Below are 13,026 nucleotides of genomic sequence, written 5' to 3'. Positions count from 1 at the left end.
CACGTGGTGTGCGGTGTACTCTCAGCTGGGACTAGGCTTCGTGGTAAATGAAACCATCGGCCAGACGTGAGTGACGAAGCCAGAAGAATAGCTGAAGCGGAAAATGCTGTCGACTGAGGCTCCCAGAACCTGAGCAGCGGAGGCCAGAAGCCTGTGAAACACCGCTAGACGACTTCGGCCTATAGCACAGAACAGCCCCCACAACTACGGCTGTGGGGGCTGTTCTGTGTTGCTGCCTGCGGTACGGAGTGAGGGCAGATTACCGCAGGCAAGCTGCTATTCTACTACTAGTCGCTTGATAAGCACTCCTTCACTGGTAGTAAGATGCAGGGAATAGACCCCGCGCGGTAGCTCGGCTACTTCGAATGCAACCTTGGTAGCTGTAGAGGCGGCTGGCAATGTGCGCTGCAGAAGTAGCTGGCCCACTCCACTGTAAAGCGTCACAGCCACCGGTTTGCGAGTAAGAGAAACCGGCACTTCCAGCCAGAACATATGCTGTGCCGGATTAGGGTACAAGCTTACCATATCGGCCAGGGCAGCATGGCGGGAAGCCAGCGGCCCGGTGCTGAAGACCACGCTAGCCGTAGCCGGCGACGTAGCTCCCGCTGCACAATTGCTGGTAATAGTCAGCGAGTAAGTGGTGCTGGCGCTGAGGCCAGTAAGCGTTACGGGAGAAGCCGTAGGAGCAGGCGTGACAGTCGTGGCCGTGCCTCCCTGGGGCGTGTAGGTCACGGTGTAGCTGGTAGCCGTGGGGCTTGGCGTAAACGTGACCGTAGCCGTAGTGGCCGTGATACCCGAAACAGCAGTGTTTGTAGGAGCTACGCACGCTACCGGCGTGGTAAACGTGACACATACGCCCGGCTGGGAAGCCCCGCTGCTGCAATTGGACGCTACACACACTGAATACGTGGTATTGGATGCGAGGCCGGTCAGCAGCACGGGTGAGCTGGTAGGCGTTGGCGTTACCACTACCGGCAGGCCGCTTCCCGTCTGGTAAGACACTACATAGCTGGTGTTGCCGGCGCCGGGCGTGAAGCTTACGGTAGCCGACGAAGTAGTGATGTTGCTAACCAGCACGGCCGTAACGGGTGGGCAAGGCGCTGCCAGCGTAGTGAACGTGAGGGTTTCTACCGACGAAGTAGGATTGTTTGCGCCGCTACAGTTGTTGGTCACCGTCACGGTGTAGTTGGTAGCAGGCAACAGCCCCGTAAGGGCTACCGGCGAGCTGGTAGGAGCCGGGCTGATGGTAGTAGCCGTGCCGCCCTGAGGCGTATAGGTCACCGTGTAGTTGTTGCTGATGCCGGCTGCCGGCGTGAAGGTTACGTTAGCCGACGTGCTGGTAACAGATGTGGCGGCCAGATTGGTAGGTGGGTTGCAGGGCGGGGCCGGCTGCGTGGTGAAGGTGGTGATGGCGGCAGGCGACTGAAAGGTGCCACAGTTGGTGACCACGCGCACAACATACGTGGCACCCGGTGTAAGACCCGTGAGGGTGATGGGCGTTCCGGTGGGGTTGGGCGTCAGCGTGGTCGTAACGCCGTTGGTGGTGTAGCTAACGGTGTAGCTGTTGCCGTTGCCAAGGCCGAAAACCAGCTGTGCCGAGGTCATTGTGATGTTGGTGGCCGCCAGCGTGGAAGGTCCTGCGCAGCCGCTGGTAGTAAACGTGGTGACGGCAGGAGCGGAGGTTTCGCCGGGGGCGCAGTTGCTGGTTATACTCACGGTGTAGAGCGTGCCCGGTGTAAGGCCGGTGAGGGCCACGGGCGAGGCCGTGGGAACAGGCGTGACAGTAGTAGCCGTGCCACCCTGCGGTGTGTAGGTCACGGTGTAGCTGGTGCCGGCGCTGGGTGCCGCAAATGTCACGCTGGCTGAGGTAGGTGTAATCGTGGACACGGCCAGATTCGTCACGCTGGGGCAGGGTGGGTCGGTGGTGGCGCATACCGTAAACGCGCCGCCTGTGCCGCCGCCAATCTGCCACACGCGGGCATATACGGTGCTGCCAGGAGTGAGGCCGGCGGCCCGAACCTGCGAGTAGTTGTTGCCGCCAAAATTGTCGTTGCAGCCTAGCGAAGAGAGGCTGCCGCAAGTGCCGGAGTAGAGTTGCAGGCCGGTATCGGCTACGGAGCTACCACTGCTGGCGCCGGTGCTCACAATGACCACGCCATTGGCGGGTACCACTGCACTGAACCAGACATCGTTCACAATGCCGTTGCCGCAGGTGGGAGCAGGTACCGGCGCGGCCGAAGCAGTGGCTCCCAGCGTGGATGACGTAACCGGTGTGCAGGCAGCGTCGACGGTGAGGGCCGTAGGCGTGGCGCAATTGTCGTTGGCCGGCGCCGGGGCCAGGGTCGTGAAGGTGAGAGCCAGCGGCAGGCCGGAACCCGCCGGGCAGTTCGACTGAATGGTGGCCGTGTAGACGGTATTCGGGGTGAGGCCGGTCAGGGCAACTGGTGAGGCACCGGGGTTGGGCGTAACCACCGTGACGGTACCACCCTGCGCCGTATAGGTCACGGTGTAGCTAGTCGCGCTGGCGCTCGGCGTAAACGACAGGCTGGCCGACGTGCTGCTGATGCTATTGATAGCCAGGTTGCTCACGCTGGGGCACAGCACATCCGTCTGGGCGCAGATGGTGAAGTCGCCGGTGGCGACAGTGCCAAAACGCCACACGCGGGCATACACGGTGCTGCCGGGCGTGAGGCCTGTGCGGCGCAGCAACGAGAAGTTGCCATCCGGCGAGCTGTCATCGTCGCAGCCCAGCAGGGTGAGGGTACCGCAGCTGCCGGAATACAGCTCCAGGCCGGTGTCCGTGAGCGTATTGCCGGCTACCCGGCCGGTTTCTACCTGCAGCGTACCACTGGCCGGCACTACCACGCTGAACCAGACGTCGCGGGCGACGGTGCCGGCGCAGCTGGACGCAAGGACCCCGCTCGAAAGTGTAGCGCCGGTGATGGTGCCTGTTACGGGTGCGCCGCAGGTGCCTATGCCTACGCTAGTAATGGGGGTGGCCCCGGCGCAGTCGTCGTTGGACGGTGTGCCGGCAGTAGCCGTGAAGGTGCGGGTCAGAATGGAGCCTACGCCGGCCGGACATACGCTTTGTAGTGTGACGGTGTAGGCAGTGCCGGAGGTGAGGCCCGTGAGCGTGGCCGGGGAACCCGTGACGGTGAGGGTGATGGGGGTGCCGCCGCTGGCAGGCACATAGGTTACGTTGTAGCTGGTGGCGTTGCCGCTGGGCGTGAAGGTGAGGTCAGCGGTGGTGGTGCTGGTGCTGACGATGGCCAGGTTGGTAGGGTCGGGGCAGGCGGCGGCTCCCGTCACGCAGATGGTGAAGGTGCCGCGGATGCTATTGTCGTTCTGGCCGGCCACCAGCACGTAGTAGGTGGTGCTGGGCGTGAGCGTGGTGGAACTGAGCGGCAGGGCCGGGCCGGTGGCGCTTTGCGAGCAGCCAAGCTGAGTGAGTGGGCCGCTGCAGGAAGCGGCCGAGAACAGCCGGATCTGGCCGGCGGCATTGCCCGTTACGGTAATGGTGGCGCTGGTGCTGGCGCCCCCCGTGGCGGGAGTCGTGAAGCTGTACCACACGTCGAGCGGGCTGGCGTCGAGCGCGCAGCCAGGGTTGGCGTAGCCGTTGGGGGTGGTGGTGCTGGCCCCGAAGGTGGTGCCGGTGGTGGGAGAGCAGGTGCTGGTGATGGGCAGCGCAATGGCACCGCAGGGGTCATCGTTGAGCAGCGGCACTGTGAAACTGAAGAAAGGCGAGGTGAGCGTGCTGCCGCCGCACTCGGTGCGGACGGTGGCAAAGTAGGTGGTGCCGGGCGTGAGGCCCGTGAAGGTGGCGGGTGAGGTAGCGTTGTTGATGGTCTGGCCCCCGTTGAGCATCACGGTGAAGGTGGTGTTGCCGGGGCCGGCCGTGAAGGCCACGGCAGCCGAGGTAGGCGTGGGGAACGTGACACCCAGCACGGCCGGGGCGCCGCAGGTAGGCGGGTCGGTGATGCAGATCGTGAACTGGCCCTGCGTATCGGTGGAGGTGTAGCCGGCGACCTGCACATAGTAGGTGGTGTTGGGCTGCAGCGCCCCGGTCACGAGGCGGGGGGCGGCGGTATTGCTGGCGTTGGAGGCGCTACAGCTGATCTGGGTGAAGGTGCCCGAGCAGGAAGCGGCCGAAAACAGCCGGATGAGGCCGGCCGGATTGCCGGTGACGGTGATGGTGGCACCCGCGCTGGCACTGCCGGTAGCGGCCGTTGTGAAGCTGTACCAGACGTCTTTGGGAGTGGGGTTGTTGAAGGCGCCACAGGTATTGGAAACGGTGCCGTTGATGGTGGTGGTGGTGGCCCCGGTATTGGTCCCGACGGTAGGCACGGTGCACAGGCTGCCGTTGAGCGTGAGCGGCTGGGCGCTGCAGGGGTCGTCGTTGGCGGGGGCCTGCGCCCGGGCCGTGAAGGCTGCCAGGCAGAAAGCCGCCAAGAGCAGCACCGAGTAACGCGGGGTGCCGGCGCGGGTGGCAGCAGGACGGAACAGCCGCAGCAGCTTTGGAAGCAGCTGTGGAGCGAGTAGGAGTGGACGCATAGAGGGTGGAAAAGGTGGAGGAAAGAGATGGAAGGAAAGGCGGTAACGTGCTGATTTGCTGGGTGAATGTAAAAAAGTAAATGTATACTATCACAATTGCTATATACCTAGATTTCGGAGTGCCTCAGGCCAGGCAGGAAAGCGGCTTTCGGAGTAGGGAGGAGCGGCCTCCGCTCAGGCCGCCCGCCCTTGTGGAGGATATCTGTTCGGGTGTGGCTGGGTTTGGGAACGGCGGCTGCACTGGTGCTGAAGGAGCCGGCCGGACCGGGTGTTTTCGCAGAGTGTTGGGTGGCAGCCTGCGGGGAATGTCTGGCAGGCTGCGGCTGATAGATGGTAGGCTGCGGGCGACAAGTGTCAAGGTGCGGGAGACAGGTGGCACGCTGCGGGCGATGTCTGTCAGGGTGCGGGAAGCAAGTGACAGGCTGCGGGAAGCAAGTGGCAGGCTGCGGGAGATGGGTGGCAGGCTGCGGGAGATGGGTGGAAATAAATGTGGAGATGGGGGCAACTGGCAGGTGGTAGCTCCGGGGGAAAATAGTAGCTTTTGGGGCCGTCCGTGACTGGGCGGATATAGCTCACTTACCCCATTCACTTACTTTATGAATACCAAACAACAGAACCAGGTGACGATGTATGCGGCGGTGCTGCGCTTCTTTGAGGAAGCGGGCGCGCCGCTGGTGGCGATTAAGAGAATTGCGGCGGGCCGGGAGACGCTGGCCGGGCTGGTAGACCGCATTGGGGTGGCCAGTGAGGCACAGGAGCACACGACGACGGGCGTGACGCGCGACCGGGAGGTGGTGAAGGCGGAGGCGGCCCAGAAGGCCGAGATTCTGCGGCTGCTGGTGGTGGCCCTGACGACGGACGCGGCGCTACGCGGGGAGCTGAAAACGCCGCTGAGCCGGATGCTGAAGGCCAAGGACGCCGAGCTGCTGCGGTATCTGAAGAAGGTGGATGACGCGGTGGATACGATTGAGAAAACGGAGCTGACGGACGCGGGCTACGACCCGCAGGTGCGCCAGACGCTGCAAACCGACCTGGCGGAGCTGCTGGCCACGCAGGGGGCGGCGCGCCAGATTGAGACGGGCACGAAGGTGGCTACTGAAACACTGCCGCTGCTGCTGGAGCAGGCTACTACGGTGCTGGAAACGCAGCTCGACCCGTTTGTGAAGGCGCAGCAGCTGGCCCGGCCGGAGCTGGTGGCGCAGTATGAGGTGGCGCGGCGCATTGTGCGCACGGCGGCGCGCCGGGGCACGGAGTACCGGGGGGCCACAGTGCCGGGCCGGCCGGTGCTGGTGTATGACCGGCGCGAGGCGGGCGTGGTGGCCCCGATGCTGGGCAACCGCAGCGGCAAGGGCCTGACGCTGCGCTACTACACGGCCGCCGCCGCAACGGATTTGCCGGGCAAGGAGCAGGGGCTGGCGGTGAAGAACCGGGCGGAGGTGCATCTGCCGGACTATAGCAAGCTGGGGCCGGAGGATGCGCCCTACCTGCTGGTGGTGCAGGAGCAGCTGGATGGGGAAGGGCGCTGGGTAGTGCGGTAGCTCGGTTTTAGCGGTAATGCAAAAGGCCCCGGCGCGGTTGCGTCGGGGCCTTTTTGGTGGTGGGGTGGGGGGAGTCTAGCATACCTCAAAGGTTTGATTTCGAATCTGTTGATACACTTATAGTAAGCTGAAGGCGAAACACCTGTCTATACTCTTCTATCGTTTTTAAAAGAGGGCTATCTTGTTTATACTCTGATTAACAACATATTATGGTGTAATCAAGGGAGGTGAATGAATCATGTAAAATGTTTAGATTTGTGATGGAAGAATTTAAGATCATATAAGTACCATAGTTCTAATTTATGAAGCACTCAGGAAGATTTGATAAGGTAAGAGTTGCAGGTGTAATTTTATTATTATTGGGGATAGGATTTGTTATATTCCATAAATACCCAAAGGACTGGCCCTATAATGTTTTAATTAATAATTACTATGCCAACGTTAGTGTTGAGCTTATTAGTATTGCTATAACTGTGCTGATTATAGATTATATGTATGATAAAAAGCAAAGAAACGAAAATAAACTAAAGTTGATAAGAGACTTAGGAAGTTCGGACAGGGGTTTTTCCGCGAGGGCCCTTAAGGAATTAAAAGTTAACGGCTGGCTAACGGATGGAAGCTTGATTTTGGCAGATTTATCTAATGCTAACCTTTCTGGTCTAGATTTGACTGGGGCAGTACTATCTCAAGCTAATATGGAGAGTTGTGATTTAAGTCATACTACACTTAAGAATGTCAACTTTGATGGAGCTAAACTGAATGGGTCTAAAATGCAGGGTTCTAACTTAGAAGGCAGTAGCTTTATTAAGGTTGAATTAAAGAAATGCAATTTTAATAAAGCTCGTTTGAATAATGTTAATATAATTGAATGTGATTTTGTTAATTCTGATTTCGAACTTGCCAAGCTTGTAGGAGCTTCAATAGTAGATTCTAGGTTTGAAGATGCTTCATTGCAGTTTGCCGACCTTGAAAGAGTTGTGGTCATGAATTGTGTATTTACAAGGGTCGATTTACAAAGCACTAATGTTGAAAATTCCAAATTTGAAAGGTGTGATATTGCTTCAGTGATAAATTGGGAAACGATGGTCAATTTTGAATCAGCGCAGTTCGTAGGCCCTGTTAATCCGCCATCAGGCTTTAAGTACAAATAAACCAATGCTCGATTATATACTGTCAGATTTGCTGAATGTCCGCTCTATAGTTAACAGTTTTGTTGACAAAAGGGAGTTGCAGTCTCAATTGGAAAAATACGTCCAAGAACAATATGTTAGAAATAAATCCATAAAAAACTCTCTATTTAGAAACGAGCCAGTTGAATTTTATAGGAGCTATGTTCCTCTAACAATTCAAAATAAGTCATTGGGCATAATGTCTGATAGCCTACTATCTGTATTAAAAAAGTTTAATCAAATTATTATTATAGGAAACGCAGGTAGTGGTAAGACTACATTATTACGTCATTTGGTGCTTGAATGTATTAAGGAGAATGACAGTATTCCGGTTAGCGTAAATTTGAGGTCATATAATGCGCTTGAAAATACTTTTGAGAATTACGTTTCGAAGTTGGTTAGTGAGCAATATTATAAAGAAGTTAAGCTAATGTTTGGTCATAGGAAATTTACATTTGTTATGGATGGTTTTGATGAAATCAGATATGATAATGATGAATTGTTCATTGGGCAAATCCAGGATTTTATTAATAAGTATAACCAAGAAAAATTTGTTATAACTTCTAGGCCAGGTACTAATGTTCAGAGTTTAGATGGATTTTATGTATTTAATATTAAAGAATTGAATGAAAACGATGTTTACTATTATTTAAATATGATGGTTGACTCTGGCTTAGATGGTTTGAAGATATCCAATGCCTTGACAAATAATAGAAGGCTTGTTGAGACTATTAATACGCCTTTATTAATATCTTTATTTGCTCTTTTTATAAATAATAACAATGAAATACCGGATAAAAAATCGGTTTATTTTAGAGCGATTCTGGATTCGTTACTGTCCAAACACGATTCTGTATCAAAATTAGGGTACATACGAGAAAGATTGTCTGGCTTAAGTAAAGATGAAATTGAAAGTGTATCAACTGTCTTAGCTTTCCGCGCCTTTAGTTTCTCTAAGTATCAATATTCAAAAGATGAGTTATATCATGAGTTTCAAATAATAAAAAAAATTAGAGGTTTTGATTTTGATAATGAGAAATTGCTGTATGATTTGATTGTTGCTGTAAATATTTTAAATGAGGATGGTTTATATTACTCCTTTCAACATGTATTGCTGATGGAGTATTTGGCAGCTCTATTTGTATCAAGAACTGGCGAGATGAAGCCTAAGTTTTATGAAAAGCTTGTCGATAATAATGGTGTTGATATAAGTGTTAGTATACTTGAATTTTTTTATGAGTTAGATCGTTTTTCCTTTGTTAAATACTATTATGTTCCTATGCTGGAGCTAATTGTTAGTGGCCAGCGTAACGAAAATTACTCTAATTTTTTGGCTATAAAGACCTTTGCTGTATCTCATTTTATCGGTGATAATTACGATAATGAGTATTTTAATAAGTTTATGGCCAGTAGTTTGATAAATAGTTTGAAGTCTGAGTATGAAAATAATTTCACGAATGATTTTGATGAACTTTTTGGGTTGTAGAAAATGATTGTCTCATTACTAGTTTCACTTAAAACTGACGATGCAATAAGAGTAAGCGTTAACAACAGCTTCAGCAGCTCCTATTACCAGCAGCCGGTCGAGGCCGTGGAGGATGATGAAGTGCTCGGGGGTGGGGGTAGGTGTCTCATCCCCCGGCCCCTCTCCCATAGAGAGGGGGCTGACGATTTTTGGGAATGAGAAAGGCCCCGGTGCTTGCCGGGGCCTTTTTGTTACTTTTGAGTTATACCCTTTGTTGTCTCCTTTGTTGAACCCGCTGCCATGGACACTGCTGCAATTACGGCCTACATTGTGTTGAACCCGGAGGTGCGGTTTGGGAAGCCGGTGGTGAAAGGCACGCGCACTACGGTGGCGGAGGTGCTGGAGATGCTGGCCAACGGCATGAGTGCGGCGGATATAGTGGAGGATTTTCCGGCTATCGGGGCGGAGCAGGTGCGCGCTTGCCTGCTGTATGCGGCTTATAAGGAAAGTGTGGTGTTGCTGTCGGTAGCCTGAGAAGCTATGCGGCTGCTGGTAGATGAGAATATTTCGTGGCGGCTGGTGGCGTATCTGCGCCCGCATTGCGAGGCGGTACTGCACGTTCGGGATATTAGCCTGGATAGCAGCCCGGATACGACTATCTGGCGTTATGCTCGGCAACATGGCTACGATGTGCTGACCAAGGATGAGGACTTTCTGCGGCTGGTGCTGGCCGAAGGGTTTCCGCCCCGGGTGGTAGCGGTGCAGAATGCCCAGGTGCCGGTAGCAAAGCTAGCCGGGTATCTACTAGAACGGCTGCCGCAATTGCGGGAGTTTCTGGGGGCGCAGACGGAATTTGGAATGCTGCTGCTGCGGCTGGGATAGGTTCGTTAGCTGCTGTAGGTAGTTTATGCTATAAGAAAGACCCCGGCGCGGTTGCGGAGGATAGTGAGTTATGCATTTAGATACTGCACGGCTCCATAGGTAATGAGTCCTACGCCGACCAGGGCAAATAGCCAAAGGGAGAGACCAGAACTGTCGGAAGTAATGATAAAGCAAGTGGGGTCGGCAGGGTCGAACCGCACCTGAACTGCTTCTCCCTCCGCGAAGCTTGCTGGATTGGTGCCCATATCATAGCGGGCAGTTATCCATTTTTGCTCTGGCGTTAGGAAACGAACTACCGGATGGTAGGTAGAACCGTCCCGTTCTAACCGGATAACTACGCCCTCGGTGGTAATGCCAGTTCGATAGAGCTGGGCTCTTTGCTGATGCTTGAATAGCGCAACAAACAGAAAGGTTGTTCCTAAGGCCGTTTGTGCCAGAAACTCCGTGTCAGCTTGAGTTAGTCCGAACATTCTTACTTCCGTTTTAGCGCTTCCCGGATGCCGCCTGGGCCGCCGGCCCCAACCGGTATCTGCCGTATCTGCAGGCGCTGGGCGGGGCCGGCGTGGCGGAGGTGGGTGGGGTGGGGATTAGTCGATTTTGGCCTGCACGTTAGGTGAAAAGGCGTGGTCCCGGTCGTAGCCGCTTAGCTCCTGATATAGCTTCTCATTGCTGTAACGGGCCAGCTTGGAAATGCTAACCCCGCCGAATAAACCCAGCATGAGGCCGTAGCCGAGTGGGGTAACGGTGGTGGTAGTGGTACCTCCGTTGGAGCTGGTCTTGGTGCCGGTTTGCGAGGCCACAAAGCCGATGACCACCGCTCCGGTGCCCAGCCACAGCTTGCCACCGGTTTGGCGGCGGGCAAACAGCCGAATGACGCGCGTGGCTTGCTCGTCGCCGGCGTAGCGCTGGTAGAGGTATTTTTTGTAGGGTTGGTTTTTGGTGAGGCCCGGCTTGAGCAGGGGGGTAGCCTCTGTTGTGGTGGCCGGTGCAGCGGCGGGAGGTGTCGTTTGTGCCAGGCTGGTAAGGGAAAGGCCACTGAATAAGGATAGGGTAAGAGTGCTGCAGAGCAAGAAACGCATGTTAGGAAAAGAGAAGTATGGAGTTGGCAACGTACAGTTCAAAGGTAATAAGGCCAGTGAAGTAGTTAGCGGCCGTTATTGAGCTTGGCCAGGAAGTGAGTTTTTACATGCAAAAAGGCAGTCTCCGGTAGGTGCTAGTTCCGATGTTGGTTGATACTAGAAGGGTAACCACCTCTACTCCCTCCATAACCGAGGAGGGGGCTTACTTCCAGCTCTGGTTTCTTCTCAGCGCCTCCCGAATGCCACTCAAGATGCCGACTGTGTTTCCCAGTTTCTCCGGCATCTGTAGGAGCTGGGTGGGGCTGGCGTGGCGGGGGTGGGTGGGGTGGGGTTGCCCACGCGGAAGGGGGGGGGGCGGGGGTAAACTGCTCAATTGGCCCCGCAAGCCACATCCTGCCATTGGATTCAGTTGTTTGCGGGAGGTTGCCGTTCTACTGGTAATAGTTGGCTTTTTCTATATCCTGTGTCATGCTTGATTTTCCTTCCCTTTTCATGGCCCAGGCGCAGGCCAGCACTCAGGTGCACTTCGTCTACGACATAGCCGCCGGGCAGGTGGTTTTCGTGAATGCGGCCTACGAGCAGGTGCTATTCGGCACTAATGCCGGCGTCAATGCCGAACTCCCCGCTTTGCTGGCCCGCATTCATCCCGACGACCAGGCCTACCTGGCCGAGCACTGGGCGCGGTGGATGCGGGGGGAGCAGCTAAGTGAGATAGAGGTCCGGTTGCAGCGCGTGGGCGAGTCGGCGCAGTGGTTTGCGGCCATTCCCTACTACCACGCGGGCGAAGCCGGCGGCCCGCTCCTGGTTTGCACCCTGCACGATATCAGCGCGGCCAAGCACCACCAGGCCAATTCGGACTTGTTCAACAGCCGCAAAAACGTGACGCTGGAGGTGCTTTCGCACGACGCGAGCGGGGCCTTTATCATGATTGAACAACTGGCCCAATACCTGCGCGAAGAGCTGCCGGAGGCGGTCCGGCCCGAGGTGGCGCAGATGCTTGACATGCTGGAAAACACCAGCCGGGAGAGCGTGAAGATGATTCGGGACCTGATCAACCTGGAGTTTACGGCGGCCGTGGCCACCAACCTGAAGATGGATCGGGTGGATTTGGGCGACATCATGCGCGGCCCGCTGGCGCAGCTGCAAGTCGGCTACAAGCTGCTGGGGCACCATTTCGCGTACTCGCTGCCGGCCGAGGCGGTGTACGTGAACCTGGACGTGAGCAAGTTCACGCAGGTGGTTATTAATCTGGTGAGCAACGCCATGAAGTTCACCCGCGACGACGGCCACGTGGGGGTGACTGTGACGGGGCTGCCGGACTTGGCGCGGGTGCAGGTGGCCGACGACGGTATCGGGATTCCGGCGGCCATGCTGCCGCACGTTTTCGAGCGGTTTACCAGGGCCCGGCGGCGGGGCCTGCGGGGCGAGGAAACCATTGGCCTGGGCCTCTCGCTCTGCAAAACCATCGTGGAGTGGCACGCTGGTTCGCTGTCGGTGAGCAGCGTGGAGGGTGAAGGCAGCGTATTTACCGTGGAAATTCCGCTGGCTGAAGGGACGTTGAGCCGGCTGCCCAACGAATTGGTAGACGCCGTTGTGTTTCACTAAGCGTTGCGTTGTTGCGCGGGTTGGGGGAGGCTGGTAGTCAGTTCGTGGATGCAGGAGGCTAACTCACCTACGCCAGCACGCTGTATACTATTCGATGAAGCGGTAGAGCTGCTTCGGCAAGCGGATGCCCGATGAAGCATGAAGGTTACTTTGGCAATGTGAGCACGCGAGATGCTTCGGCAAGCTCAGCATGACGTTCTGGGGTTTTCAGAGACAAGCCTGGAAATTCTTGTTACGGCAGCAGCAGGTCGAGGCCATGAAGGATGATGAAGTCCTGGGGAGCCGGGGCGGGGTAGCGCACCGTGACTTGCTGGCCCTTGCGGTAGCGGCCGGCGCGGCATTTCTCGGAGCCGCGCAGCGTGTACCACTGGCCCTGGGGGCCGGGAAACCGCACGATGGGATACTCGTTGAGCCAGCGCAGGTCGTCGGTTTCGAGGCCAACGACGGTGCCCTGCACCACGATGCCGGGGTGGCGCAGGCTCCGGCGGCGCACGTAGTAGCGGCGCAGCCACACCAGCGCCCCGATGATAAGTGCCGCGTGCACGAGCACAAGCAGGGCGGGCAGAAGGTGGGAGCTGATCATCGGGCAGATGGCGGGGCCGAACACGGGAACGGAGCGGCAATATAAGGTAGGCGTCGGGATTGGCGGGGCGGCGCGGCCGGTGCCCACGACGACCGGCCGGCCGCCTGCGGCGTTGGACCGGGAGCGGGCACATTGGGCGGTGGTGCCGATATTT

Annotated in this window: 10 protein-coding genes; 6 read left to right on the top strand and 4 right to left on the bottom strand. The window is 56.3% G+C overall.

Annotation, left to right across the window (positions count from 1 at the left end; all coding sequences use genetic code 11):
- Window positions 1-276: 276 nt before the first annotated feature.
- Window positions 277-4,551 carry a fibronectin type III domain-containing protein gene (locus IC231_RS14660; protein ID WP_190785250.1) on the bottom strand — a complete coding sequence of 1,425 codons (4,275 nt, stop codon included), beginning with the start codon at window positions 4,549-4,551 and terminating at the stop codon, window positions 277-279.
- A gap of 596 nt (window positions 4,552-5,147) precedes the next feature.
- Here IC231_RS14660 and IC231_RS14655 point away from each other — a divergent pair.
- The 5 genes from IC231_RS14655 to IC231_RS14635 all read left to right on the top strand — a co-directional run bounded on the left by IC231_RS14655 (window position 5,148) and on the right by IC231_RS14635 (window position 9,605).
- Entirely contained in the window at window positions 5,148-6,089 is a 942-nt protein-coding gene (locus IC231_RS14655; RefSeq protein ID WP_190785249.1) for a hypothetical protein, read from the top strand.
- 302 nt (window positions 6,090-6,391) lie between these two features.
- Window positions 6,392-7,240 carry a pentapeptide repeat-containing protein gene (locus IC231_RS14650; RefSeq protein WP_190785248.1) on the top strand — a complete coding sequence of 283 codons (849 nt, stop codon included), beginning with the start codon at window positions 6,392-6,394 and terminating at the stop codon, window positions 7,238-7,240.
- Window positions 7,241-7,244: 4 nt separating this feature from the next.
- On the top strand, window positions 7,245-8,744 hold the full coding sequence (locus tag IC231_RS14645) for an NACHT domain-containing protein (RefSeq protein WP_190785247.1): 1,500 nt from the start codon (window positions 7,245-7,247) through the stop codon (window positions 8,742-8,744).
- A gap of 279 nt (window positions 8,745-9,023) precedes the next feature.
- On the top strand, window positions 9,024-9,257 hold the full coding sequence (locus tag IC231_RS14640; RefSeq protein WP_190785246.1) for a DUF433 domain-containing protein: 234 nt from the start codon (window positions 9,024-9,026) through the stop codon (window positions 9,255-9,257).
- A 6-nt stretch (window positions 9,258-9,263) separates the two neighbouring features.
- Entirely contained in the window at window positions 9,264-9,605 is a 342-nt protein-coding gene (locus IC231_RS14635) for a DUF5615 family PIN-like protein (RefSeq protein WP_190785245.1), read from the top strand.
- A 68-nt stretch (window positions 9,606-9,673) separates the two neighbouring features.
- On the opposite strand, the gene IC231_RS14630 is transcribed toward IC231_RS14635, so the two are convergent.
- Window positions 9,674-10,075, bottom strand: coding sequence for a DUF3592 domain-containing protein (locus IC231_RS14630; RefSeq protein WP_190785244.1), 402 nt, complete (start codon window positions 10,073-10,075; stop codon window positions 9,674-9,676).
- A 117-nt stretch (window positions 10,076-10,192) separates the two neighbouring features.
- Complete coding sequence (locus IC231_RS14625) at window positions 10,193-10,684, bottom strand: hypothetical protein (RefSeq protein ID WP_190785243.1); 492 nt, start codon at window positions 10,682-10,684, stop codon at window positions 10,193-10,195.
- Between the two features lie 468 nt (window positions 10,685-11,152).
- Between IC231_RS14625 and IC231_RS14620 the strand changes: the two genes are divergently transcribed.
- Window positions 11,153-12,289, top strand: a complete 1,137-nt coding sequence (locus tag IC231_RS14620) for a PAS domain-containing sensor histidine kinase (protein ID WP_190785242.1) — start codon at window positions 11,153-11,155, stop codon at window positions 12,287-12,289.
- Between the two features lie 232 nt (window positions 12,290-12,521).
- On the opposite strand, the gene IC231_RS14615 is transcribed toward IC231_RS14620, so the two are convergent.
- Window positions 12,522-12,872 (bottom strand): DUF3592 domain-containing protein, encoded by a 351-nt coding sequence (locus IC231_RS14615; RefSeq protein WP_190785241.1) that lies wholly within the window; start codon window positions 12,870-12,872, stop codon window positions 12,522-12,524.
- Window positions 12,873-13,026: the final 154 nt, after the last annotated feature.

The organism is Hymenobacter duratus, assembly GCF_014698995.1.
GTDB classification, from domain to species: Bacteria; Bacteroidota; Bacteroidia; order Cytophagales; family Hymenobacteraceae; genus Hymenobacter; species Hymenobacter duratus.
The sequence above is the reverse complement of the archived record's forward strand: the minus strand, read 5'-3'. Positions and strand labels throughout refer to the sequence as shown.

What these genes read in the sequence shown, in the direction of transcription:
- IC231_RS14650 (WP_190785248.1), top strand. Translation starts at nt 6,392, where the DNA reads ATGAAGCACTCAGGAAGATTTGATAAGGTAAGAGTTGCAGGTGTAATT.
- IC231_RS14615 (WP_190785241.1), bottom strand. Translation starts at nt 12,872, where the DNA reads ATGATCAGCTCCCACCTTCTGCCCGCCCTGCTTGTGCTCGTGCACGCG.
- IC231_RS14655 (WP_190785249.1), top strand. Translation starts at nt 5,148, where the DNA reads ATGAATACCAAACAACAGAACCAGGTGACGATGTATGCGGCGGTGCTG.
- IC231_RS14640 (WP_190785246.1), top strand. Translation starts at nt 9,024, where the DNA reads ATGGACACTGCTGCAATTACGGCCTACATTGTGTTGAACCCGGAGGTG.
- IC231_RS14635 (WP_190785245.1), top strand. Translation starts at nt 9,264, where the DNA reads ATGCGGCTGCTGGTAGATGAGAATATTTCGTGGCGGCTGGTGGCGTAT.
- IC231_RS14620 (WP_190785242.1), top strand. Translation starts at nt 11,153, where the DNA reads ATGCTTGATTTTCCTTCCCTTTTCATGGCCCAGGCGCAGGCCAGCACT.
- IC231_RS14630 (WP_190785244.1), bottom strand. Translation starts at nt 10,075, where the DNA reads ATGTTCGGACTAACTCAAGCTGACACGGAGTTTCTGGCACAAACGGCC.
- IC231_RS14625 (WP_190785243.1), bottom strand. Translation starts at nt 10,684, where the DNA reads ATGCGTTTCTTGCTCTGCAGCACTCTTACCCTATCCTTATTCAGTGGC.
- IC231_RS14645 (WP_190785247.1), top strand. Translation starts at nt 7,245, where the DNA reads ATGCTCGATTATATACTGTCAGATTTGCTGAATGTCCGCTCTATAGTT.
- IC231_RS14660 (WP_190785250.1), bottom strand. Translation starts at nt 4,551, where the DNA reads ATGCGTCCACTCCTACTCGCTCCACAGCTGCTTCCAAAGCTGCTGCGG.